The organism is Orbus sasakiae, from assembly GCF_039542345.1.
Lineage (GTDB): Bacteria > Pseudomonadota > Gammaproteobacteria > Enterobacterales > Orbaceae > Orbus > Orbus sasakiae.
Genome location: NZ_BAABHY010000003.1, coordinates 75385 through 101745, shown reverse-complemented (window position 1 = coordinate 101745; position 26361 = coordinate 75385). Strand labels below are relative to the sequence as shown.

The following is a 26361-nucleotide window of genomic DNA, read 5'->3' as shown; positions in this document are numbered from 1 at the left end:
CAGCAGTTCATTGCTGAATATATTATGCTTGCCAATCCTATGACCATCGCACAGCTTAAAATTCATGATTTCCGTAATATCGATTTTGCCGATATTTCACCGTCATCCACATTCAATTTTATTATTGGAGATAATGGCAGTGGTAAAACCAGTTTTCTAGAAGCGATCTATATGTTGGGTCATGGTCGAGCCTTTCGTCACCTACTTTCTAGTCGAATTATCCAACACAATAAATCAGAATTAATTCTTTTTAGTAAAATCATTGCGCCAAATCAGCAAACTCACACCGTCGGTTTGTCGAAAGCACGTAGTGGTGACAATAAAATTAAAATTGATAATGATGAAGGCTATAAATTAGCAGAACTTGCCAAATTACTACCCATGCAATTGATTACGCCTGAAGGTTTTGATTTACTGACCGGTGGCCCAAAATATCGCAGGGCGTTTATTGATTGGGGGTGTTTCCATCACTATCCAGAGTTTATTTCACTATGGAATACCCTACGTCGTTTACTTAAACAGCGTAATGCCTTACTCAAAAATACAATACACTACAATCAGGTACTGCCTTGGGATAAAGAACTCGTTCCTGTTGCCAATAAAGTCAGTCAAATTCGCGAGGATTATATTGCGCAAATTAGACCTGAAATCATCAAAACAAGCCATGACTTTTTACCCGAATATTCACTCGAATGTCAATTTTACTCAGGTTGGGATTCATCAACCGATTATGCAACCCTTCTGGTCGATAATTTTGAACGCGATAAACTGTTAAACTATACATCAGTCGGTCCACATAAAGCGGATTTACGATTAAAAATTGGTAATACCCCGATTGAAGCCCTCTTCTCTCGCGGTCAGTTAAAACTGTTGATGTGCGCTTTAAGATTGGCACAAGGCGAGTTCTATGCAGAACAACTTAATCAGTCTTGTTTATACTTGATTGATGACTTTGCTTCAGAACTGGATTTATCAAAACGCACACTACTTGCTAAGCGCCTAAAATCAACCGGTTCACAAGTTTTTATCACTGCTGTTGATCAAGAACAAATTCAAGCAATGGTTGATGAAAATGACAAGATTTTTTACATAAAATCTGGTATAATTTCAGCATAATTTTATTACTAATCAGTTAAATGATGTTCTAGCGAGAAATACATGTCTAATTCTTATGATTCCTCAAGTATAAAAGTACTAAAAGGCCTTGATGCTGTCCGAAAACGCCCGGGTATGTACATTGGCGATACTGATGATGGTACAGGTTTGCACCATATGGTTTTTGAAGTCGTCGATAATGCCATTGACGAAGCACTTGCTGGTTACTGTAGTCATATTGAAGTGACGATTCATACAGATAATTCGGTATCTGTGCGCGATGATGGCCGTGGTATCCCAACAGGAATTCATGAAGAAGAAGGCGTATCTGCGGCTGAAGTCATTATGACTGTACTGCATGCAGGCGGTAAATTTGACGATAATTCATATAAAGTTTCCGGCGGCTTGCATGGTGTTGGTGTCTCTGTTGTAAATGCATTATCCGATAAACTTGAACTGATTATCTATCGTGATAATAAAGTTCATCAGCAAATTTATCATCTTGGTGTGCCACAAGCACCACTTGCTGTTGTTGGTGATACCACTGAAAGTGGTACCTACGTACGTTTTTGGCCAAGCCCACAAACGTTTACCAATATCGAATTTATTTATGAAATTTTAGCCAAACGTTTAAGAGAACTTTCATTTCTAAACTCTGGGGTTTCTATCAAATTATTTGATGAACGAACAGGTAAAAGTGAACATTATCATTATGAAGGTGGTATCCAAGCTTTTGTTGAATACCTAAATAAAAATAAAACCCCAATACATCCCAAAATTTTCTATTTTAGTGCAGAAAAAGACGGCATTGGTGTAGAAGTGTCACTGCAATGGAATGATGGATATCAAGAGAACATTTACTGTTTTACAAATAATATTCCACAACGTGATGGTGGGACTCACTTAGCGGGCTTTAGAGGTGCAATGACTCGCACACTCAACAGTTATATGGATAATGAAGGTTACAGTAAAAAAGCGAAAATCAGTGCAACGGGTGACGATGCTCGAGAAGGCTTAATTGCCGTCGTCTCCGTCAAAGTACCTGACCCTAAATTCTCATCACAAACTAAAGATAAACTGGTTTCATCTGAAGTTAAATCAGCTGTTGAATCCATTATGGCTGAAAAATTATCAGAATATCTATTAGAAAACCCAACCGATGCTAAAATTGTTGTTGGTAAGATTATTGATGCAGCAAGAGCTCGCGAAGCCGCGCGTAAAGCACGTGAAATGACCCGACGTAAAGGGGCATTAGATCTCGGCGGTTTACCAGGTAAGCTTGCTGACTGCCAAGAAAAAGATCCTGCATTATCTGAACTCTACCTTGTGGAAGGGGACTCTGCGGGAGGCTCAGCCAAACAAGGGCGTAACCGCAAAAATCAAGCGATTTTACCTCTCAAAGGTAAAATCTTGAACGTTGAAAAAGCGCGTTTTGATAAAATGCTCTCTTCACAAGAAGTGGCGACTTTAATTACAGCCTTAGGCTGCGGTATTGGTCGTGACGAATATAATCCGGATAAAATGCGTTACCATAGCATCATTATTATGACAGATGCCGACGTCGATGGCTCACATATTCGAACCTTATTACTCACGTTTTTCTATCGTCAGATGCCTGAAATTATTGAACGTGGCTATGTCTATATTGCTCAGCCACCACTGTATAAAGTAAAAAAAGGCAAACAAGAACAATACATTAAAGACGATGATGCGATGACTGAATATCAAATAGCCTTAGCCTTAGAAGGCGCATCATTGCATGTAAATAACCATGCCCCAGCTTTAGCCGGTGAACCGCTAGAACGATTAATTGCTGAGTATCAAAAAACTGAAAAATTGATTGGTAAAATGGAACGTCGTTATCCAAGAACGTTACTTGCTGAATTAATTTATCATGATGTTTTAACTGAAGAAGTGATGCAAGATCAGCAATTAACTGACGCATGGGCTAAACAATTAACTGGAAAATTAACAGAAAAAGAGCAACACGGTAATCTTTATCACTATGAAATTGATTACAATGAAGCGAAACAACGTTATATTCCGATTATCAAAATCAGAACACATGGTGTTGATAATCGCTACAATCTGGATCTGGCATTTGCACACAGTAACGAATATAAAAATATCTGTCACTTAGGTTCACAATTAAAAGGCTTAATTGAAGAGGGTGCGTTTATTCAGCGTGGAGAAAGAAAAGAGCCTATTAGCAGTTTTGAATCTGCCGTTGAATGGCTTGTAAAAGAATCGCGACGAGGTTTAACTATCCAACGTTATAAAGGATTAGGTGAAATGAATCCAGATCAGTTATGGGAAACCACAATGGATCCAACGAGCCGCCGCATGCTGCAAGTGAGCATAAAAGATGCGATCGCAGCAGACCTTTTATTTACCACGCTGATGGGTGATGAAGTTGAGCCAAGACGTGCCTTTATTGAAGAAAATGCATTAAAAGCCTCAAACCTCGACTTCTAGTCAATTATTATTATCGGATCCGGCAATTACTGATATATCAAACCAGACTTAGTGTCTGGTTTTTTATGCCTAAAAAATCGGTGGGTAAAGCTAAAATGTTATTTCCCCTGCCTGATTCTATCAATCAAATTCAAACTATGTTGATGCGCTTTATCCGCAATAGTTTGCTGACTGTGCCCAGACACTGTTGAAACACCGTACAGCAAAATCGGCTCAAGATAAACCATCTGAGCGTACTGTGCTGACTGCTTAACAGGTTGTAATAGATCATAAATCATATGGTGACCATTTTGCTGAAAATTTTGTTCAGGCTGCCCAATGGTTAGACTGGGTAATAATTTTTTGCCTTTTAATTTATCACCTTGTGAACCATAAGCAAAATTATAGGTAAAAACTTCATCAAACCATATTTTTAAAATTGCAGGCATGTTAAACCAATACATTGGATACTATAACACAATAAAATCGTGCCGTAATAATGCCGCTTGTTCGGCTTTAACATCGATATTGTAATTAGGATAGTACTGATGAATATTGCGAATTTCACTATTTGGCAAGTTTTGACTTACCGTATCAACGATTGTCTTGTTAGCAATCGACTGTGTTGTATTGGGATGGGCCAATATGATTAATGCCATAATATATCCTTGTTATTTAAGCTATCAATTTTATAGTTAATATAAATAGTTTACTTAAAAATTATTTTATGACAATATCTATCAAAATAGATAGTGAGGTCATAATGGGAACAAAAATCAAATCAAGCAAAATCATTTATAATGATAAATATTATGATTGCCCGATCAGCATGGCGATGGATTTAATTGGTGGGAAATGGAAAGGTGTGATTTTGCATTACCTTAAAAACGGCGAGAAACGTTTTAATGAATTAAAGAAAGATATGCCTGCAATTACCGAAATGACATTAAGTCTACAACTGAAACAATTGGAAAAAGATCGCCTGATTACCCGTCAAGTATTTGGTGAAAAACCACCAATAAAAGTCATTTACGCACTAAGTCCTTTAGGCCATCAAGTCTGCCCTGCGTTAGCTGAACTATGTTCATGGGCACTTACCATTGCGCAACGAAATGATGACGACATCTTCAACTCAACGGTACAAAATATTCGTTAAATTTTTATCATAATAGGTGATTATAGTGTAAAAACTATAACCCTAATGCATATTTAACCAGATGTTGTTTTATGAAGGGAGTTGTATTGATCATATTCATCCCAATGCCTCTCGCTAATTTTTTAATTGGCGATGCGCCATCAAAGGTATCTTGAATCGTCTGCATAGCCGTTAACATCATCATCGTATCTTTATGGCGCATAAATTGGTAATGGTTGAATATACGTTTTAAACCAAAGTCTTTATGAGCTAAATAATTTTTAATAATCACATCAACTAACTGTTTAGAATCTTGCAGTCCTAAATTGACACCTTGGCCTGCTAAAGGATGGATAGTATGTGCCGCGTCACCAATTAGGATTAACCGATCTTGTACGGGTTTTGGACAATAACGCGCCACTAATGGGAAAAGCTCACGTTCACTGACTAATGAGCAATCACCAAGACAATGTTCAGTCAGCTCACTTAATTGTTGATTAAATAAATGAGGGGGCCTTATCAATAAGTCTGAAGCGAATTGTGGTTTCGTTGACCAGACCAGGCAACTTAAATGAGATTGCCATAACGGCAATAAAGCAATGATGCCATCAGCATAGAAGACTTGCCTGGCGCAAGATTGGTGAGCAAATTGAGTTTTTACCGTGGCGATGATAGCTTGATGACGGTAAGGTTTTTTTAAGAGAGTCATTCCTTGCTTTTTTCTAATAAGTGAATTAGCACCATCTGCGGCAATCACCAATTTAGCGGCGACTTTGCAGCCATCACTTAATTCAACAAAACCGCGGTCAGAACTAAAAAACAGGTCATTGACCGGTTGATGAAAAAATGTAATGTTACTTTGCGTATTAGCACACTGGTACAGTGTATTTTGCATCAATTGATTTTCAATAATATAGCCTAACTGATCATAATGGAATGATGCGCTATTAGCTGATAATCTCGCAAACCCTTGTCGCTCAGTAACGTCAATTGAGTCAAATACTAAAACTCGCCCACTACGTTCCAGCTCAGACCAAATGCCGATTTGTTCAAAATAGTGTTTACTCGCTAAATTGATTGCTGAAGCACGAATCTTCACCTCGTTCTCAGCAAGTTCTTGATAAAGATCGTGTTTGGCATCAATCACCGCAATGTTCATTTTGGTCTGTTTTAAAGCACAAGCCGTTGCTAAACCAACAATGCCACCACCAATAATCACAACATCAAAATCAACCACAATAACCTCTTTAGCTAGTATCTAGTTTGTTAGCACATGACATCGATTTATAACAAGCAATATTATAGCGCAGTATGTTGATGAGAACACTGGGATGTTTACGGGGATGATAATAAAAACATAAAAAAGCCCACATTAAGTGGGCAAAGATGAAAGTAAGAATATAAGGAAGGTAAAACAATAAAAACCTTATATTAAGGTCAATATATCACGCTTAAAAAATAGAATCAAACTTTTTTACGAATAAATAATAAACAAAAATAAACATAACAACACAAAAAAATAAAAAAACAGCGTTTAATAAAATTTAAGCTTGGTGATTTAATTGTTTTACAATAGCTAACCAAGCACGATGAGCCAAGGGCTGGCATCATATTCGCATCGGCGAAATAAAACAATTTTTGTCTCATTTATGAAGATAGCTTCGACGAAAATTGTCATAATATTAAACACTTGTGGTGCTTTTCCTACTCAATAAAATAAGATTTTATGCAAAAGATCACTTTTTCACTAAATGATTTGATAAATTGTGATTAAAGTTGTGTTTATTATTGATTTGTATTGAAGAAAAAAAATAATTTATAATATATAATAAATTTTTATGCATAAAAAAAAAGGAAATACTTGTGATAATAAATAAAAGCGTGAAAAATTTTAAAAACCGTTTGGCAGAAGTTATGCAAAGTGATTCTGTATCAGCCTTTGCTAAACGATGCAACATGTCTGAAACCGTGATTCGAGATTATCTATCGGGTAAAACTTACCCCTCGTTAAGTCGTCTCGCAACGATTGCAGAACAATGTAATGTATCTTACGATTGGCTTGCAACAGGCATTCGCTTTGAAGGTATTGCCGAAGTCGATAATGATGATGTCTATAATGAATTCATCTATCGCATTCCTGTCTATCATAAGCAGCTGCCAACTCCTGAGGAAGCGAGAACACATAAATTCGTTAATGGTACACCACCTGTCATGAATTACCCTTTACTTGAAGGTTGGTTGTCACATTTTGGATTTGATCCCAAAAAATTACTCATGTATTGGGCAAAAGGCGATTTAATGGAGCCTGAAATCGGTCACAATGATGGATTAATCATTAATACTGATATCAAAGAAATCACAACCGGTGGTCTTTATCTTTTAGAATATGAAGATATGACATTATTACGACGTATTCGATTAACAATTGATGGCTGGAAGTTGCTTTGCAATAATTCACAATGTGTGACGATTTTAGTGCCAAGAGAAGAGTTTAGTCAGTATAAAATTATAGGTAATGTTGTTCAGATTATCAAAAATACCTGCTAAAAAATGAAGGCGCCTACTTGGCGCCTTATAACAATCCGATTTTAGCCCTGTCGTCTGACTTTGACCGCATTGGCAAGTGTATCTAGGACATGTACTGTATCATCCCACCCAATACAGGCATCGGTAATACTTTGCCCATAAACGAGCGGTTTAGAGCTCTCGGGATTTTGTGCACCTTCGACTAAATGGCTCTCGACCATCACCCCAACAATGGCTTTTTCACCATCAGCGATTTGACGTGCCACATTATCACCAACATTTAATTGCTCTTTAAATTGTTTACGGCTATTAGCATGACTAAAATCGACCATAATGTTAGCAGGTAGGCCCGCTTTAGCTAAATCTTGTTTCACTGCCGCGATATGTGCTGCACTATAGTTGGGTTCTTTACCACCACGTAAAATAATGTGGCAGTCACGATTACCCGTGGTGGTCACAATGGCTGAGTGTCCAAATTTTGTGACAGATAAAAAGCAGTGTGGTGCACTTGCTGCATTTATCGCATCGATAGCCACTTTCATTGTGCCATCAGTCCCATTTTTAAAGCCGACTGGGCATGATAATCCTGAAGATAATTCGCGATGAACTTGTGACTCTGTCGTTCGTGCGCCAATCGCGCCCCAACTCATAAGATCAGCAAGGTACTGTGGTGAAATCATATCCAAAAATTCACCTGCAGCAGGAACACCTAATTGATTAATATCCACAAGTAATTTTCTGGCAATTTTTAATCCCTGATTAATATCGAACGTATGATTGATAAAAGGGTCATTAATTAAACCTTTCCAGCCAACTGTTGTCCGTGGTTTTTCAAAATAAACACGCATAACAATTTCAAGTTCACATTGATAGTGTGCTCTTACTTGCTTTAATCGATTGGCATATTCTAACGCCGCATCAACATCATGAATTGAGCATGGACCGATAATCACTAATAAGCGGTCATCTTGGTGAGTTAAAATTTGGTGAATATTTTGTCGAGTTTCAAAAACTAAATCAGCAACATCATCTGTTGCCGGGTATTTTTCTAATAAAGCAATCGGAGGAAGTAACTCCCGGATGTCTGCAATACGGACATCATCATTTTTATCATTCATTTTTATACCTAATAACTTAACATTAACGAGAAAAGTATATACCCCGTCAATCATATGTTGCATAGTCAAAGTTTGCAACAGTTAGCGAAAAATTGTTAACGAATTTTACGCTGTTCAAAACCGGTCTGCTGTATTAAAGTAGGCATAAATAAAGTTATGAGAATTGACGATGAAATTAAATCAACTCCGTTATATTGTTGAAGTTGCACGCTGTGGTTCAATTAACGAAGCCGCTAAAAAGCTTTACATTACTCAGCCCAGTCTTTCGACTGCCATCAAGGAACTGGAAGAAGAATTTAATATTGAGATTTTTATTCGAACCTCCAAAGGCGTATCTTTAACTGCTGAAGGCATTGAATTTTTGGGCTATGCTAAGCAAATCCTTGAACAAACGAAGTTATTGCAGCAACACTACAATAAAAAGCTCCCATCGAAACAGCTGTGTAATATTTCTACACAACATTATGCGTTTGCCGTGAATGCATTTGTTAATTTAATTAAGAAAAATCATACTGATGAATACGAATTTACACTTAGGGAAACCCGAACACATGACATTATTACGGATGTCGCAACGTTGCGTAGTGAAGTGGGGATTTTGTATTTAAATGATTTTAACCAAAAAGTCTTATTACGACTGCTAAAAGAGAATCACCTGACATTCTATCCGCTTTTTGAAGCAGATCCGCATGTATTTATCAGTACAAAACACCCCTTATCTAAACGAAATCTGCTCACGTTGGACGATCTGGAAGACTACCCTTACCTTTCGTTTGAGCAAGGTGAATATAACTCATTTTATTTTTCTGAAGAAATTTTAAGTACGGTTTACCATAAAAAGAGTATTCATGTGAGTGACCGGGCAACACTGTTTAACCTATTACATGGCTTAAACGGTTTTACTATCAGCACAGGGGTACTTAGTACTGATTTAAATGGTTCGGATATTGCTTCAATCCCCCTTAAGACAGAGGAAAAAATTAAATTGGGTTGGATAACATCACAAAAAGTTCAGCTAAGCCAATCTGCTCAACAGTATATTGATGAATTAAAAATGTTAATCCAACAATATGGCTTCAAGTTAATGTAAGTGCTGAAATTTAAGGCCCAGCTTCAGTTAATAAACAGCAATCATTGAGAATAAAGCAACGCCTAAATCAAATTTGATTTTTGTAAAAAATTTCTCTATTGCTATTGTTTTTAACAAAAAATTTACTATACAATAGAATTCCCTTTTACTTAAGATATAACAATTAATATGAAAAATTATAAAGTATTTAAGCACACGGATGGACGTATTGAAACAGTAAAACAAGGTTGGTCATGGCCAGCATTTGTCCTTGAACTTTTTGGTTTAGGTTTTATTTGGGGACTGGTCAAAAAACTTTGGCTAGTTGCGATTTTATTAATTATTTTCCGTGTTGTGCTATTTGTGATTTCAAGCAGTGTAACACCTGATATCGAAAGTTATAATAACTATTATGAATACCAAAGAGCAATGGAATCAGCATTAAACTATTCATTAGTTTTCCTTGTTATTCAATTAGGTGTTGCAATTTTTGTTGGCGTGAAAGGTAATGCATTTAGAGAAACTGATTTAATCAAAAAAGGGTATCAATTAATTGGTACAGTCAGTGCATTAAACCCGGATATGGCGGTTGCAGAAAGCAGAAAATCAGACAGCGCAATGACAACTGAAGCGAACAAACCTGAAAACAACGATATTATTTCACGTATGTAATCGGTTTTCGATTGAGACATCAAAACGCCGCATATTGCGGCGTTTTTTATGGTCACGTTAGAACGAATTAAGCTAAGTTAATATCAAATACCTCAATATTATCTTTACCACCATAAATTTGGTACCATGGATTAGCATACTGTTTTAAAATTTGATTAAGGTGCTCCACATTATCACGACCTACAGTATCTAACCATTTTATAAGTCCATCTTTACCGCCACTTGCATAAGCAGCAACACCATCAAACCATGTCGCTCGCCCACCTAAAATGCCACAATACTTAGCACCAGATTGACCTGCAAAAATCAGTTCTTGATGGAATAGCTTCGTTGGGACGCCTGCACTCAAATAGATAAAAGGTCTGGTTGCTGCATCACTCGCCACTTTAAAATAGTTAGCCGCGTCTTTTTGCGAATACACTACCGGATTACTTTCATTAAAACCTTCTACAAATTTAAATAATACAGGCACTTCAACTTTTAAGACATCGATATGATAACGATCTTGTGTAAACTCTTCGATTGTCCGAATAACTTTACTTGGTTTGATTTTGGCAAAATCAGGGCTTTTATCATCTAAAATGTGATTATCATACACAATTGGTTCAACAAATACAGGCAGATCAGCCGCTCTTGCTTCATCACCTAACCGTTCAAGAAACGCATGTTTCTTATCCAAAATATCTTTTGGATCGTCGGGGTTATAATAAACTAACACTTTAGCCGCATCAGCCCCTTTTTTTATCAAACGTTGGATGGATTCTTCAGGAAGGATTTCCGGTAAACGGCCCGGCGTATTAACATCATAACCTGTTTTTTCATAAGATAGAATTAATCCGGCATTTTGACTTTTTGACTTCATGCCTTTAAATCCATACTCTTCATCGAGTAGAATTGCACTAACATATTTGGTTAATTCTTGTGATACTAACTCTTTAAATTCATAGACCATATCAATGTGATAGCGCTCTTTTCCGACTGCACTCTCCATCATTTTAACCATCGAACCCCGTTGGTCAATGGCTAACGCAGCAATAACACCATCTTGATTTGATAACTGTTGCATACTATTAAATTTTCTACGTGAAATTCGTTTTTTAACCATGTTAAATACCTCTAAAATCGATGATATGATAGATTTATTCTAAACCTCTTAACAAAGAGTTCAATAAGCAAGATGGTTAAATCGTGCTAATTATTGTGCTACTTTTTTCGGTTATCGGCTGGCATATCAATAGATTAAGGCGTTACAACGAATTTTTTTGTGCGTTATCCAAACAAACAATGATCGATTTTTAATGCATTTTCGTTATTTTTTTATCATCATATGCAATTATAGTGTAAAAAATACGTCTTTCACCTTAACCATTGATGAATCAGCAAAACTCATTAGAGAATTCATCAAAAACAGGGTATATTGAGTCGCGAAATTGATGGCAGCATCAAGCTCAAAATATGATTGACTCGTAATAGACGAATAGCACGCTTTTATTTAACCAATAATGACAAATAAACAACGTTAGGTATATCTCATGACAGATTTGACTACGTCTGCGACTAACCGCAGAACGCTCAATACACAAGATTATAAAACCCTTGGATTAGCGGCACTTGGTGGTGCATTAGAATTTTATGACTTTATTATTTTTGTCTTCTTTTCATTAGTCATCGGCCATCTCTTTTTTCCACAAGACATGCCGCAATGGCTTAGCCAAGTGCAAACCTATGGTATTTTTGCCGCAGGTTACTTAATTAGACCTTTTGGTGGCATTGTCATGGCTCATTTTGGAGACCTATTTGGCCGAAAAAGAATGTTTACTTTAAGTATCTTACTGATGGCACTACCCACACTGTTAATTGGTTGTTTACCGACTTATCAAGATATTGGTTATGCCGCTCCCTTATTATTATTATTGATGCGTCTTTGCCAAGGGTTAGCCGTTGGCGGCGAAGTGCCAGGTGCGTGGACATTTGTGGCTGAGCATGTTCCAAAACACCGTATTGGTCTTGCATGTGGTATTTTAACCAGTGGTTTAAGTTTAGGCATCTTATTAGGCTCACTTATTTCGACGCTCATCAATATGGTATTCGAAGGAGAGAGTATGAATACCTGGGGTTGGCGTATCCCCTTTATTGTCGGTGGTATTTTCGGCTTTTTAGCAATGTATCTACGTCGATGGTTAAAAGAAACGCCGATTTTTATTGAAATGCAACAACGTAAATCATCAGAGACCGTCAAACGTTTGCCTGTTTTAATCGTACTAAGAGATCACTTCCCACAAACCCTATTATCCATGTTATTAACATGGATTTTATCGGCGGGTATTATGGTTGTCATACTCATGGCCCCCATCTATTTACAAAAACAGGTAGGATTTAGCGCAATGCAAGCCTTACAAGCTAATACATTGGCAATTATTGGCTTAATAATGAGTTGTACCCTATATGGCGCGTTAATGGATAGATTCGCAATTGGTAAGGTGTTTATTGTTGGTAGCCTTATTGCGGTAATCACAATTGGTTGTTTTTACTTTTCATTAGCCAGCCATCCACAATTACTGTTTGTTACCTATCCTTTGGCTGGATTTGGTGTCGGGGTTGTTGGTTCGTTTGCCTACTTCATGGTAAAAGCCTTTCCTACCGAAGTACGTTATAGCGGCGTGTCATTTTCATTTAATATGGCTTATGCCATTGCAGGAGGCTTAACTCCCTTACTATTATCAATCTTTACTGATTTATTTAATAAACTGGCACCAGCATTTTATGTCGTATCCCTATTTTCATTAGGCGCCGTGATTGGAGTAGTTTTATTGTGTAGTCAGCATAATTATATTGCTAAAGACTTTGATTAAAGCAAGCTCGCCACTTTAACTCACGTAAAGTGGCGAATTCATTTATTCGCGTTCTAACGCGTAGATTGGATCAAGACTTGCGGCGCGTTTGGCTGGAAAATACCCAAAGACAATACCAATAAAGCTAGAACAAGCAAATGCTGCGACAATCGCTGCGGCTGAAAACATCATCGCGAACGCTGTAACAAAATAAGCAAATAGCACACCAATTAGTAATGATAACAAAATCCCCAACGTTCCACCGATTAAACAGACTAACACAGCTTCAATCAAAAACTGCTGTAAAATATCGCTGGAGCGGGCACCAACAGCCATCCTCACCCCAATTTCGCGTGTGCGTTCGGTCACTGAAACTAACATAATATTCATCACGCCAATTCCACCAACAATCAATGATATCAGCGCGATAGCTGAAACTAATAATGTCATTGTTGCTGTTGCAGCTTCAACAGCTTGGCGAATACTATCTGAGTTAAAAATAAAGAAGTCTTTTGAACCATGTCGCTGGATCATCAACCGTTCAACAGCTTGTTCCGCAACCATCATGTCAATATTATCATTAACCCTTACCGTAATACTGCGCAGTGATGTTTGTCCAATCATACGGTTAATCACCGTGGTATAAGGTAGCCAGACATTAAGACTTTCGTTAGTGCCAAAACCTTGATTTTTTTGTGTCGCGACCCCAATAACTCTTACCGGTAATTGACCGACATAAAAGACTTGCCCGATAGGATCTTGATTTGGGAATAACCGAGCAACCGTATTATCGTCGATAACAGCATCTTGAGCTGAGTTTTCAATGCCTTTATCATCAAAAGCTTTTCCCTGAACAATATCGAGCCCGCGTACGGCAAAATATTGAACCCCTACCCCATTAACCGTTCCCGATAGTGCCAAGTTTTCTTTACGGAAATAGACACTTGTTGAAACATTTGGTGTGGCACTGTGTATATAACTTTGTTGAGACAAGGCTTCCGCATCAGAGGAGCGTAATGTGGTGATACGATCGGCTGTTCTATCACCGAATCCGCTGCCCGGTCTAATCTCTAAAGTGCTAGTACCAATTGCGCTTATATCTGCTAAGATTTGCTCTTTAGATCCTTTCCCTAATGCCACTACCGATACGACAGAGGCAATACCAATAATGATACCAAGCATCGTTAAGAATGTTCTTAAACGTTGAGAAAGCATCGATAAAATCGCCATCTTAAATGCATCTTTAAAGCGGTCGATGTGAGCTGAAAAAGTATCTTTTGTTTTAGTGGTTTGAATATGTTTAACTTGATGTTGATGCTCAGCAGAGGTTTCAAATTCTGGATTTTGTGAATCAGAAATAATATTACCATCACTAATTTCAATAATGCGCTGAGCACTTTGTGCAATTTTAGCATCATGGGTCACAATAATAATCGTGTGACCTTGCTGGTGTAGTTCACGTAAAATCGCCATCACTTCATGACCACTTTTTTGATCTAAAGCGCCTGTTGGTTCATCGGCTAAAATAATTTGCCCACCATTCATTAATGCTCGACCAATACTAACGCGTTGTTGCTGACCACCTGATAATTGATTTGGTTTATTATTGAGCTTTTCACTTAACCCAAGCCGATTTAAAATTTCACTTGCTCGTTTATGACGCTGCTCTTTATTCATCCCAGCATAAATAGCAGGTACTTCAACGTTACCTTCAGCCGTTAGGGCATTGAGCAAATGATAACGCTGAAAAATAAAACCAAAATGCTCACGGCGAAGCTCAGCTAATTCATCGGGTAGTAATTGACTCGTCACCCGACCACCAATAGTATACTCGCCAGACGTCGGTTTATCTAAACACCCTAAAATGTTCATTAAGGTAGATTTACCTGAACCGGATGCACCAATAATCGCCACCATTTCGCCGGCATTAATGTTTACATTAACTTTTTTTAATACCTGAATGGTGGTATCCCCAGCAGGGAACTCTCTAACGATATTTTTAAGTTGAATTAATGGAGTATCTTTCATGGCGTTATAATCTTACTCGAGCACTTCTATTATGACCTATTGCAGCACCATCAAAACGGCTTACAACGACGGTTTCACCTAAATTAAGACCGGATTTTACTTCGACATTAACATTATTATCGATACCAATTTCAATACGTTTTTCTGTCAAGTTTTGTTGTTCATCCAACACAAACACACTTGCTTTACCATCACCAAGGTTCTTCTGAATTGCTGCTGAAGGGATATACAACACATTTTTAGCTTCGGCTAAAACAATATAAACTTGTGCTGTCATCGAAATGCGCAAAATTCGCTCAGGATTATCAACATCAAATAAACCATTATAATAAATTGCTGTCGTCGTAGAGGTTGTTGAAGATGTTGATGTTTCATTATTAATCGAGGTAGGCGCGGGTTCAATCGATCTTAAATATAAACCATCAAAACGTTCATTACCACGACCTAGAATCGTAAAATAGACAGGCATGCCTTGTTTTACATTAATCACATCAGCCTCTGAGATTTGCGCTTCTATCGTCATTTTATCGAGTTGTGCAACTTTCACAATGGTCGGAGCGGTTTGTACTGAGTTAACGGTTTGGCCCTCTTCAACGGGTGCTGCAACCACAATCCCATTAATTGGTGACGTGATTTTAGTATAACCTAAATTAAGTGTTTCCGTATCAACTGCAATTTTTGCGCGAATAATATCGGCATCAAGTGAAGCAATATCGGCTTTAATGACATCAAGTTGCGCCTCTGCTGCGTCGAGATCAGATTGAATACCCACGCCCCTTTTAACCAGTTTTAATTGTCTATCATAAGTAAGTTGATAATTTTTAAGATTCGCTTCTTTGGCTTTACGCTGTGCTTCTAAACTGGCGAGTGATGCTTCTGCTTGTTTTAAGGTATTTTTTTGCGTCAAATCGTCAATGTCGGCAATCATATCACCGGCCTTAACTTCATCACCTAATTCAACATATAATTTTTGAATTTGCCCCGACACCTGTGCACCAACACTAACCATTTTATAGGCGCTAATTTTACCATCAGCTAATACGGTTTGTTCTATATCACCTTGTTCGACTCGGGCAGTAATATAATTGGGGGCGTATTCTTCAGTGAAAAATACTTTTTTTATACCATAACCCACTACTAAAACGAATATGATGAGAAAAAGGTAGGTCATTTTTATTCTTTTTAAAATCGTCATTAATTCCCTGACTCCTGATGAAAAAATCTATCCAAATAATATAAAAACAAATCAATATGATAATCATTTTAATATAATATAACCAATAATGGTTATAAAAACCTAATAATAAATTGTAATTATTAGAAAAGAGGATTCCTTACAAGGGGAGTAATAAATATGCAAAACGTGCACAAATCACCGTATGAAGGTGGTATTATTATCCATGTAACAGGTCGCGTTCAAGGGGTAGGATTTCGTTTTTTCACGTATCAGCAGGCAAAAAAATGGCAATTAGTCGGTTATGTCAAAAATTTAAGTAACGGCGATGTTGAAATTTTAGCCTATGGCACAAAAACACAACTTGATAGCTTAATCAATTGGCTTGAAAAAGGGGGACCAAGCTCTGCTAAAATCACGCATTTTGACGTTAAACAAGCGAATTTTGAGCAAATGTACACAACATTCAATGTGAGATATTAATTTTCAACAAATTCACGTAAAATGGTTGGTTTAGTTGTCAAAGCATATGAAGACGTAAAATATTAAGGGTAAATAAACATTCACAATGAAAAAGAAAAATATAATTTATATTTTACTGATTATTCTCGCAATGGGAATCTATTATTATCAACGCGATGATACTGAGTCACCTGAACTCGAAACAATAGACCTATCAACCGAGCCGATTTATCAAAGTGACCGAATGGAAACAACCATCTATGATCCATTAGGTAACTTAAGTTATAAAATTATTGCAGACAACGTCAAACATTTTGAAGATAGTGGTGAAACGCTGTTTCAATCGCCTAACATTACGTTATATAATCAAGATAATTTAATCACTTGGCATATTTTGGCAAATAAGGCCACGTTAACCCGTGATAAACTGCTGTACTTAAATGATAAGGTCATCTTGAAAAATATATTACCCGATGCCCAATTACAAAGAATATTAACGGATAATGCCAAGGTCGATTTAACAACACAAGTTGTTACATCTGATGATCAGGTCACTATTGAAGGAACCAGTTTTACTTCAACGGGCACGGGACTGTTAGGTAATTTACGTAATAAAACAGCTGATATATTAGAAAATGTAAAAACTTATTATAACGCACCGAATATTGAAACCAGTAATACAACTAACTAAAGGTAACATTGATGAATCTGTCTGTTTTATACCGTTCTAACAAACTTAAAGCGATATTAGTTAGTTTAGCCATCAGCTTAGCTTCGCCGTTCACTATTGCGCAAACAGCGCCCAATACAACGATCAATAATAAACCCATCGCTATTGATGCTGATAATCAACAAATTGACTTACAAAACAATACCATCACCTTTTCGGGTAATGTTGTCATTACCCAAGATGGACTCAAAGTAAAGGCGAATACCGTTATTATTACGAATATGCAAAGTAAAGATAATCAGACAATTACCGCCCACGGTAAACCTGTTTATTTTGAACAAACCAATGCAAATGATGCAAAACAAAAAATCACCGGTCACGCAGATCAACTGATATATCAAGTTAAACAAAATGCGGTCACCTTAACGGGTCATGCAGAGCTGTTCCAACAAGATAATCACATCATTAGTGATAAAATTATTTATGATGTCGATCAACAAAAAATTCGTGCACAATCAGGTAAAGGTGGGCGAGTAAAAACAACGATTGTCCCTAACCAAGTCAAAGAGATCGAAAAGTAATATGGCAATTCTAAAAGCGTCTAATTTAGCAAAAGTCTATAAGCAACGTCGAGTAGTCGAAAATGTTAGCCTGACAGTTAATTCAGGTGAAATTGTTGGATTATTAGGGCCTAATGGTGCGGGTAAAACGACAACGTTCTATATGGTAGTTGGCATTGTACCACTCAATGCAGGGAGTATTTATCTTGACGATAAAGATATTAGTCTATTGCCATTGCATGAGCGATCCCAAATTGGGATCGGCTATTTACCGCAGGAAGCATCAATATTTAGACGCCTCACTGTTTATAATAATATTATGGCAATTCTTGAAACGCGAAAATCATTAAGTCAACAAGAACGAGAGGAAAAAGCGGAAGCACTACTTGAAGAATTTCACATAACTCATATTCGAGATAGTATTGGACAAGCTTTATCAGGTGGAGAACGTCGTCGTGTTGAAATAGCCAGAGCACTTGCTGCGGATCCTAAATTTATTTTACTTGATGAACCCTTTGCAGGCGTTGATCCCATTTCTGTCATTGATATAAAAAACATTATCCGTGATTTGCGAGATCGAGGACTTGGTGTCCTAATTACTGACCATAATGTGCGCGAAACGCTAGATGTTTGTGAGCGAGCTTACATTGTGAGTAAAGGACACTTGATTGCAGAAGGTAGCCCGAGTACTATCCTAAATAATGACCATGTAAAACGTGTCTATTTAGGTGAAGAATTCCGGCTATGATGAAACCGAATTTACAATTAAAAATATCGCAACAACTCACAATGACGCCGCAATTGCAACAAGCAATTCGGCTCTTACAATTATCAACACTTGAACTGTGTCAGGAAATTCAAACGTCGTTAGAAAATAACCCGTTACTTGAAGTTGATGACCATTATGATGAAGTCAGTGTCGATGCATTACCTGAATCGGAAAATATCGATACAAGCGAAATGATGGAAAATCGGGACATTCCTGATGATATTCCGCTTGATGCTTCATTAGATGATATCTATACGGCAGGTACCCCATCAGGAACACATTCTGACTACCGCAGTGACGAATTACCGGTTTACCAAGGTGAAACCCATCAAACCTTGAATGAATATCTAATGTGGCAACTTAATTTGACCCCATTTAGTGAACAAGATAGAACCATTGCCATATCATTAATCCAAGCGATTGATGAACGAGGTTATTTAACCAGTTCAATTGACGACATACTTGAAGAACAAGGCAACGATTCTATTGAACGTGATGAAGTTGAGGCTGTATTAAAACGTATTCAACACTTTGATCCAATTGGTATTGGTGCAAGAACACTACAAGAATGTTTAATGATTCAAATTAACCAATATGTCACGATAAGTGATGACATTAAACATGCCAAAGTTATTATTGCCCACTATTTGGATTTACTTGGTCAAAAAGATTTCAAGTCCTTAACAAAACACCTTAATATTAATCAAGCGCAACTTAAAAATGCAGTCAACCTGATTCAACAACTGCAACCTTATCCAGGCGAGTCAATCAATACTGCCCCACCTGAATATGTCATTCCAGATGTATTAGTCAAAAAAATCGGCTCAAAATGGCATGTTGTGATAAATAATGATTCTATTCCACATCTAAAAATTAACCAACAGTACGCTGCGATGGAGAAAGTCGCCAGTGAAAGTGATGGGCAATATATTCGCCAAGCACTGCAAGAAGCAAATTGGTTAATCAAAAGCATCGAAAATCGTAATGATACATTGACGAAAGTCAGCCAATTTATCGTTGAACACCAGCAGAACTTTTTTGAATATGGTGAAGAGTACATGAAACCGATGATATTGGCTGATGTTGCTAGCGCAATTAATATGCATGAGTCAACCATTTCTCGAGTTACGACATTAAAATATTTACAATGCCCTCGCGGTATTTTTGAGTTAAAATACTTCTTTTCAAGTCACGTCAATACTGAATCAGGTGGCGAAGCATCTTCAACCGCTATTCGAGCGCTAATCAAGAAGTTGATTAGCCATGAAAATAACCAAAAACCACTCAGTGATAGTAAAATTGCAGATTTACTTGAACAACAGGGAATGATGGTGGCGAGGCGGACTGTTGCAAAATATCGAGAGTCACTTTCGATTCCACCGTCAAGTGGGCGTAAACAGCTTAAATAGTCCATATTTTACGAGACTATCACAAGACTAAAGGGTGAATATTATGCTTTTAATGATCGTCAGTGGTCGTTCAGGTTCTGGGAAATCCATTGCCTTAAGAGCTCTTGAAGATATGGGGTTTTATTGTGTTGATAATATTCCGATTATTTTATTGCCTGAGCTGGCCAAAGCATTAGAAGACAGCAAAACCCCCGTTGCAGTCAGTCTTGATATCCGTAATCTTCCCGCAAGTTTTACACAGCTTGGAGAAGTTATTGAGCAATTGCCCAAGTCAATAACACCTCAAGTATTATTTTTAGAAAGCAGCCGTAACACATTAATTCGTCGTTATAGTGAAACTCGCCGTTCTCATCCGTTATTAATACAAGGAAACTCATTAGAGGAAGCTATCGATTTAGAAGAACAGTATCTTGAGCCGTTGCGTGATCGTGCTGATTTAATTATTAATACAGATAATTTATCAGTTCATGAACTTTCTGATATTTTGCGTCAACGTATTTTAGGTAAAAAAGAACGCGAATTAACCATTGTGTTTGAATCCTTTGGCTTTAAATATGGCTTACCAAGCGAATCTGACTTTGTCTTTGATGTACGGTTTTTACCTAATCCACATTGGGATCCCAGTTTACGTCCATTAACCGGACTTGATCAACCCGTGCAAGAGTATTTAGCTAAACATTGGGAGGTCAACAATTTTATTTATCAAACCGCTAATTACATGCAACAGTGGCTTCCTTTATTACAAAAGAATAACCGCAGTTATCTCACTATCTCAATTGGTTGTACTGGTGGTCAGCACCGTTCTGTTTACATTGCAGAAAAACTCGCCGAATTATTTACGACTCATGGCAGGCAAGTACAAACACGTCACCGCAGTTTAGAAAAAGAATTACATAAAAAATAAAAGCCGAAAAATGAAAAACCATCACGGATAAACTGTTTTTAAATGCATGATGATCATTGTCGTTATCAACAGGGATTAATATCGATGAATAACGAATCACCCATTAAGCATGTGAGATGATTTAAGTGAACCGAGTTTAATCCAATTTATTTTTTAGCGTTTGTTGTAAAATGACATATTGAAATAAGCTTTGCTCAAACCAAATTTTATAGTGTTCAATCAATGTCCCTAACTGAATTTTATTCGGTTTTTGAACTAAACGACTGACTTTCACCAATTCTATATCATCAGGCAATTGTGCTAATTTGGCTGTAAGCACTTTAACTGTTGAGTTATAAGGATGTCCAATCGCCACCGCGCTACCATATTTTCGAGCATGCGCAATCGCCAAATCATATTGATGCGCGATTGATTGTTCATCTTGCGAGTCATCTAAAAAAATATCACGACTTACGGTTGCAACGCGATACTCTTTAGCTGCATTGATAGCCTGGCTTTTTGCTATCGTTTTGCTGTCCAAAAAGAAAAGTGAATAAGCAGATAAGCTCTTCATCACCTTACGCATACCGTCTAAATCTGCTGTCATCAAACTGCCCATATGATTGTTCATACCGATGGCATAAGGCACATGATCAACGGCATAACTAATAATACGATGGATATCTTGTTCGCCCATATTTGGAAACAGCGTGTTGATTTCTAACGGTTGTTTACTTTTAGGTGCCATGGGTAAGTGAATAATGACATCATTACCACTTTGATGCGCTAATGTCGCAATTCGAGCAGCATTAGGAGCGTTAGGTAATACGGCAACGGTTATCTCAGGGGAGAGCGCTATAATTTGTTCTTCATTATGCTCACGATAACCAAAATCATCAATGACTAACGCAAGTTTTGCGCCGTATGCAGCGGGCATTATCATCAATGAACACAAGGTAATTTTAAGTAATATTATGAGCTGTTTCATTTTTTTAACCATGCACTTGGATCAAGTGCCTTTCCATCTCGCCTAACTTCAAAATAGAGTGATGCACTACCTTGACCACCCGTTGTCCCGACTAATGCAATAGCTTGACCTTCTTCTATCTTATCACCAACATCAACTAAAACGCGTTGGTTATAGCCATAAAGTGTCATATCCCCTTTACCGTGATCAATGGCGACAATAAAACCATAACCTTGTAGCCAACTGGCAAGAATGACGCGGCCATCTGCGATGGCTTTGACTTTTGTACCTTCACGAGCCTTGATAACCAATCCTTTCCAGCGTAGCTCACCTTGTTGTGGCTCACCAAAACGATATAATAAGCTACCGGATACCGGCCAGTCGAGTGAATGAGTTGGTTTACCTATACCACTAACCCTAGCCATCAAGGCTCGCTCGTCCTTAGTTGGACTATAATTGTAATTTTGCTGTTTCGCTTTGATTTGTGCAGCTTGTTTTGCTTCATCTTCAGCAATTTTTTTATTTTCTTGTTCCGCTTTGGCTATTTGGGCCTGCAATGCCGCTTCGTTTTCTTTTAACTCATCCAGTTTTTGTTGATTGAGTTGCATTGATTTATCAAGGGCTACTATCGTTTGCTGCCGTTCTTTTTGATTGGCTAATAAATTATCCCGTTGTGTTTTTTGTTTCTCAAGTAAATCTTGCTGAGTAAGATGTTTTTGTTCTAATGCACTTTTTTTCTCATGCAACTCAGTTTGAATCAATTTAAGCTCATTAATACGCTTTTGACGTTCTTGGTTAATATAACCATAGTAGGTAATAATTCGTTCATTACGTTCGCTCTCTTGACCAGCAAAAACTAACTCCATACTACTGGTTTTACCTAATTTAAATGCCCCTTCTAGCTGTTTTGCTAAAATTTGTTGATGCTTTGTTTGTCGTGTTTCGAGTGCACTAATTTGTGGAATTAATCTGGCAATATCATTAGCTAATGAATCGAGTAGTTTATCTGATTTATCTAATACGGTTAATAAATTGGCGATTGCCGTTTCTTGCTTTTTTAAATCAGCAAGTAGTTTTACACGCTGTTTTTTTTGTTCAGCAAGTTTCTTTTCTTGTTCTAGAATAGATTGACGAATCGACTGCAAATCTTGTTTATCATCAGCATAAAGGTAAGAGGGTGCGATAAAGCACCCAACTAATATCAATAATAAATAACCATAAATAGATCGCATCTTGCTCGATAACATGATTGAGGCGGATAAAAATAAAAGTGATCACTCAGTATTTATATGTTTATGCTAAATACAGATTCCCAAGAGTTTACTATAACTGATTGCCTAATAGCTGACAAATAGAATATTTGAAAAAACGCCCCATTCACAGGGGCGCAATCAAAGATGTAAAGAAATACAAAATTATTGATTAATAAATAACGTTTTACCGGTCATTTCTGCAGGAATAGCCATATCAATTAAGGTTAACATCGTCGGTGCCAAATCCGATAATTTACCACCTTCAACAGGCTTAACGGCTTTGGAACCAACATAAATCAATGGAACCGGTAAGTTGGTGTGAGCCGTATGTGCTTGTCCCGTTTCATCATCACGCATTTTCTCAGCATTACCATGATCTGCCGTAATTAATAACTGCCCCTCAACGTTGTTGACGGATTCAACAACACGACCAATACACTGATCCAATGCTTCAACGGCTTTAACTGCTGCATCAAACACACCGGTATGACCAACCATATCGCCATTAGGATAATTACAGATAATCACGTCATATTTTTGACTTTCTATTGCGCCAACGAGCTTATCCGTTAATTCACCAGAACTCATTTCTGGCTGTAAATCATAAGTGGCTACTTTAGGTGAATTAATCAAAATGCGATCTTCATTAGCAAAAGGTGCTTCAAGTCCACCATTAAAGAAAAACGTAACATGTGCATATTTTTCAGTTTCAGAGATACGTAATTGGGTTTTGTTATTTTTGGCTAGCCATTCACCCAGCGTATTTGTTAATGCCTCAGGTACGTATGCAACAGTGGAAGGAATATCCGTCGCATATTCAGTTAATGACACATAATGAGCAAATTTGATTACACGGTGGCGATTGAATCCATCAAAATCTTCATTAATCAATGCTTTTGAAATTTCACGGGCACGGTCAGCACGGAAATTCATAAAAATAAGGCTATCGCCATCTTGGATAGCGGCACTTAATTCACCATCAGCTTGAATCACAGTCGGTTTTACAAATTCATCATTTTCATCACGTTGATAAGCGGCCTGTAATCCTTCAATTGCAGAGCTATAGGTAAAATCACCTTTTGCATCCACAAGAAGATTATAAGCGTGCTCAACGCGATCCCAACGATTATCACGATCCATAGCGAAATAACGTCCAACTAAAGAAGCAATGCGGCCTTTACCTAACGCATTAAATTTATCAGCAAAGAGTTTTAAACTTGCTTCAGCACTACGTGGCGGTGTATCACGCCCATCTAAAAAAGCATGTAAGTAAATTTTATCCGCGCCACGACTTGCCGCTAATTCAACCATTGCCATAATATGTTCTTCATGACTATGAACTCCCCCTGGTGACATCAGTCCCATGATATGCACTGCTTTATTATTTTTAACTGCATCATCTACCGCTGTCGTAAGTACGGGGTTGTTAACAAACTCACCATCCATAATATCTTTACTCACGCGGGTTAGGTCTTGATAAACAACGCGTCCAGCACCAATATTAGTGTGACCAACTTCTGAGTTACCCATCTGACCAAATGGCAGACCGACTTCCATACTTGATGCATTAATTAAGGTGTTTGGGCACGTTTTCACTAAATTATCTAATACCGGTTTACGCGCTGCTGCAATCGCGTTGTCTTTTTGGTCTTCACGATGCCCGTAGCCATCCAAAATAACAAGAACGATAGGTTTTTTATTTGTATTGCTCACATTTGCTCCTAAATTGTCTTTATATTATATTCAAAAAATGGCGCTATTTTACTATATAAGCCTTGTGTGGTATAGGATTATCCTTAAAGTATTTATTTAATCCAGTCAGATTAAGTCATATTTTAAGTGCTTACGAGTAATGGATATAATATAGCTTATGAGGTCAATGATTTATTATTAAGCGGTTTTATATTAGAAATATTCATAGTGGATTTATTACAAGATAAGGCGCTTTAATTTAAGCGCCTCGCCCAAAGACTGATTAATGATTATTTTTATCAATTCCCATCTTATTTAGAAAGAAGATCATTATGGCGCCAATTACGGTAATGATTGCCAGTAAATACAATCCGGCTTTGGCTGATTGAAAAGTTGATTCTGCCCAGACTCGAATATTCGGTGCCACAAAGCCACCTAAGTTACCAATTGAGTTAATTAGTGCAATTCCTGAAGCCGCTGCAGTCCCCCCCAGATACCCGGAAGGGAATGTCCAGTATAAAGGTTGAACAGCTAAATGACCAGCTGCTGCCACACATAATGCAATAATCGCAATTAATGGAATATTATCGGCAAAACCTGATATTGCAATCCCTACTGCACCAAGCAAATAAGTGATCACAGCAATATTTCGTCTATCACCGATTTTTTCAGATAAACGCGGAATAAAATACACAGCAAGTGCCGCGCAAATGGGGGGAATAGCAGAAATAAAACCAACTAATAACCCAACTTTTTGTCCCAATAATGTCCCTATTTGGGTTGGTAAAAAGAAATAGATACCATAACCCAGAATTTGCACGGTAAACCAAATTACACATAAATACAGCACTTTAATGTCAAATAATGCAGCCAATACGCCTTTAGGACCATGCGCAACTTTTGCGTGGTCTTCTTTTTGTAACACGTCAGTTAATGCATTTTGTTCTTCTTTTGTTAACCATTTGGCATCTTTCGGGCGATCATTAAGATAAAATAGCGCCCAAACACCCACGACAGATGCAAGCAACCCTTCTACCAAAAACATGAGCTGCCAGCCATGTAAACCAAAGGCTAAAAATGTCCCTTCTAAGCTCAATAAACCTCCAGATAAAGGTCCACCAACAATAAAAGCAAGTGGTGCACCAAATAAAAAATACCCAGTTACTCTTGCTCGGATATCTAACGGAAACCAAAATGTTAGGTACAAAATTACACCAGGAAAGAATCCTGCTTCCGTCACACCAAGTAAAAATCGAATGATAATAAATGTGGTTTCAGTATGTGCGAACATCATCGCAGCTGAAACTAATCCCCATGTAATCATAATACGTGCAAGCCAGACTCTAGCGCCAATTCGATATAATAAGATATTGCTAGGTACTTCAAATAAAGCATAACCAATAAAAAAGATACCGGCTCCAAATGCATAAGCAGCATCACTTAGCCCTGTATCAACCTGAAATTCTTGCTTTGCAAAACCGATGTTTGAGCGATCTAAATATGCCAACAAAAACATTAAAATGACCATGGGAATAATGTGTTTTGTTGCCTTGCTAATCGCACTTGATAGATGCGTATTATTGACTTGCATTGC

General features: G+C 37.5%; 22 protein-coding genes and 1 pseudogene. 13 read left to right on the top strand and 10 right to left on the bottom strand.

Going from position 1 to position 26361, the window contains the following annotated elements; all coding sequences use genetic code 11:
• Positions 1-39: 39 nt before the first annotated feature.
• Positions 40-1116, top strand: coding sequence for a DNA replication/repair protein RecF (recF, locus tag ABEA36_RS09100; RefSeq protein WP_345491364.1), 1077 nt, complete (start codon positions 40-42; stop codon positions 1114-1116).
• Between the two features lie 42 nt (positions 1117-1158).
• Positions 1159-3570, top strand: a complete 2412-nt coding sequence (gene gyrB, locus ABEA36_RS09095) for a DNA topoisomerase (ATP-hydrolyzing) subunit B (protein WP_345491332.1) — start codon at positions 1159-1161, stop codon at positions 3568-3570.
• A gap of 98 nt (positions 3571-3668) precedes the next feature.
• On the opposite strand, the pseudogene ABEA36_RS09090 reads toward gyrB, so the two are convergent.
• Positions 3669-4208: pseudogene (locus ABEA36_RS09090) on the bottom strand (NAD(P)H-dependent oxidoreductase).
• A 104-nt stretch (positions 4209-4312) separates the two neighbouring features.
• Here ABEA36_RS09090 and ABEA36_RS09085 point away from each other — a divergent pair.
• Positions 4313-4705: a winged helix-turn-helix transcriptional regulator gene (locus tag ABEA36_RS09085; protein WP_345491330.1), complete on the top strand. Its 393-nt coding sequence runs from the start codon at positions 4313-4315 to the stop codon at positions 4703-4705.
• Between the two features lie 34 nt (positions 4706-4739).
• On the opposite strand, the gene ABEA36_RS09080 is transcribed toward ABEA36_RS09085, so the two are convergent.
• Positions 4740-5921, bottom strand: a complete 1182-nt coding sequence (locus ABEA36_RS09080) for an FAD-dependent oxidoreductase (protein ID WP_345491328.1) — start codon at positions 5919-5921, stop codon at positions 4740-4742.
• A 626-nt stretch (positions 5922-6547) separates the two neighbouring features.
• Between ABEA36_RS09080 and ABEA36_RS09075 the strand changes: the two genes are divergently transcribed.
• Positions 6548-7231, top strand: a complete 684-nt coding sequence (locus ABEA36_RS09075; protein ID WP_345491326.1) for a LexA family transcriptional regulator — start codon at positions 6548-6550, stop codon at positions 7229-7231.
• A gap of 41 nt (positions 7232-7272) precedes the next feature.
• On the opposite strand, the gene aroG is transcribed toward ABEA36_RS09075, so the two are convergent.
• Entirely contained in the window at positions 7273-8328 is a 1056-nt protein-coding gene (aroG, locus tag ABEA36_RS09070) for a 3-deoxy-7-phosphoheptulonate synthase AroG (protein ID WP_345491324.1), read from the bottom strand.
• A gap of 169 nt (positions 8329-8497) precedes the next feature.
• Here aroG and ABEA36_RS09065 point away from each other — a divergent pair, with 169 nt between their 5' ends.
• Complete coding sequence (locus ABEA36_RS09065) at positions 8498-9418, top strand: LysR family transcriptional regulator (protein ID WP_345491322.1); 921 nt, start codon at positions 8498-8500, stop codon at positions 9416-9418.
• Between the two features lie 168 nt (positions 9419-9586).
• Complete coding sequence (locus tag ABEA36_RS09060) at positions 9587-10069, top strand: DUF2628 domain-containing protein (RefSeq protein ID WP_345491320.1); 483 nt, start codon at positions 9587-9589, stop codon at positions 10067-10069.
• 67 nt (positions 10070-10136) lie between these two features.
• Here ABEA36_RS09060 and ABEA36_RS09055 read toward each other — a convergent pair whose 3' ends face one another.
• Positions 10137-11174 carry a tagatose 1,6-diphosphate aldolase gene (locus ABEA36_RS09055; protein ID WP_345491318.1) on the bottom strand — a complete coding sequence of 346 codons (1038 nt, stop codon included), beginning with the start codon at positions 11172-11174 and terminating at the stop codon, positions 10137-10139.
• A 427-nt stretch (positions 11175-11601) separates the two neighbouring features.
• Between ABEA36_RS09055 and ABEA36_RS09050 the strand changes: the two genes are divergently transcribed.
• Complete coding sequence (locus ABEA36_RS09050) at positions 11602-12921, top strand: MFS transporter (RefSeq protein ID WP_345491316.1); 1320 nt, start codon at positions 11602-11604, stop codon at positions 12919-12921.
• A 42-nt stretch (positions 12922-12963) separates the two neighbouring features.
• On the opposite strand, the gene ABEA36_RS09045 is transcribed toward ABEA36_RS09050, so the two are convergent.
• Positions 12964-14928 carry a MacB family efflux pump subunit gene (locus tag ABEA36_RS09045; protein ID WP_345491314.1) on the bottom strand — a complete coding sequence of 655 codons (1965 nt, stop codon included), beginning with the start codon at positions 14926-14928 and terminating at the stop codon, positions 12964-12966.
• A gap of 4 nt (positions 14929-14932) precedes the next feature.
• Complete coding sequence (locus tag ABEA36_RS09040; protein ID WP_425571920.1) at positions 14933-16123, bottom strand: efflux RND transporter periplasmic adaptor subunit; 1191 nt, start codon at positions 16121-16123, stop codon at positions 14933-14935.
• Between the two features lie 159 nt (positions 16124-16282).
• On the opposite strand from ABEA36_RS09040, the gene yccX reads away from it, so the two are divergent.
• The 6 genes from yccX (at position 16283) to rapZ (ending at position 20876) form a co-directional block, all read left to right on the top strand.
• Positions 16283-16585: an acylphosphatase gene (gene yccX / locus ABEA36_RS09035; RefSeq protein ID WP_345491310.1), complete on the top strand. Its 303-nt coding sequence runs from the start codon at positions 16283-16285 to the stop codon at positions 16583-16585.
• An 85-nt stretch (positions 16586-16670) separates the two neighbouring features.
• Entirely contained in the window at positions 16671-17255 is a 585-nt protein-coding gene (lptC, locus tag ABEA36_RS09030) for an LPS export ABC transporter periplasmic protein LptC (protein ID WP_345491308.1), read from the top strand.
• A gap of 11 nt (positions 17256-17266) precedes the next feature.
• The gene (gene lptA / locus ABEA36_RS09025) at positions 17267-17815 is read left to right on the top strand and encodes a lipopolysaccharide transport periplasmic protein LptA (protein ID WP_345491306.1); all 549 of its coding nucleotides are present in this window, start codon (positions 17267-17269) and stop codon (positions 17813-17815) included.
• A gap of 1 nt (position 17816) precedes the next feature.
• On the top strand, positions 17817-18542 hold the full coding sequence (gene lptB, locus ABEA36_RS09020) for an LPS export ABC transporter ATP-binding protein (protein WP_345491304.1): 726 nt from the start codon (positions 17817-17819) through the stop codon (positions 18540-18542).
• Complete coding sequence (locus tag ABEA36_RS09015; protein ID WP_345491362.1) at positions 18542-19972, top strand: RNA polymerase factor sigma-54; 1431 nt, start codon at positions 18542-18544, stop codon at positions 19970-19972. The genes lptB and ABEA36_RS09015 overlap by 1 nt, the downstream gene beginning before the upstream one ends.
• Positions 19973-20015: 43 nt before the next feature.
• Positions 20016-20876: an RNase adapter RapZ gene (rapZ, locus tag ABEA36_RS09010; protein ID WP_345491302.1), complete on the top strand. Its 861-nt coding sequence runs from the start codon at positions 20016-20018 to the stop codon at positions 20874-20876.
• A gap of 136 nt (positions 20877-21012) precedes the next feature.
• Here rapZ and ABEA36_RS09005 read toward each other — a convergent pair whose 3' ends face one another.
• The 4 genes from ABEA36_RS09005 to ABEA36_RS08990 form a co-directional block, all read right to left on the bottom strand.
• Positions 21013-21843, bottom strand: a complete 831-nt coding sequence (locus ABEA36_RS09005; protein WP_345491300.1) for a divergent polysaccharide deacetylase family protein — start codon at positions 21841-21843, stop codon at positions 21013-21015.
• A complete protein-coding gene (gene envC, locus ABEA36_RS09000) occupies positions 21840-23054 on the bottom strand; it encodes a murein hydrolase activator EnvC (protein ID WP_345491298.1) in 1215 nt (404 codons plus the stop codon). Before envC ends, ABEA36_RS09005 begins: the two co-directional genes overlap by 4 nt.
• Positions 23055-23237: 183 nt before the next feature.
• Positions 23238-24788 carry a 2,3-bisphosphoglycerate-independent phosphoglycerate mutase gene (gene gpmM, locus ABEA36_RS08995; protein ID WP_345491296.1) on the bottom strand — a complete coding sequence of 517 codons (1551 nt, stop codon included), beginning with the start codon at positions 24786-24788 and terminating at the stop codon, positions 23238-23240.
• A 262-nt stretch (positions 24789-25050) separates the two neighbouring features.
• Entirely contained in the window at positions 25051-26358 is a 1308-nt protein-coding gene (locus ABEA36_RS08990) for an MFS transporter (RefSeq protein ID WP_345491294.1), read from the bottom strand.
• Positions 26359-26361 lie beyond the last annotated feature (3 nt).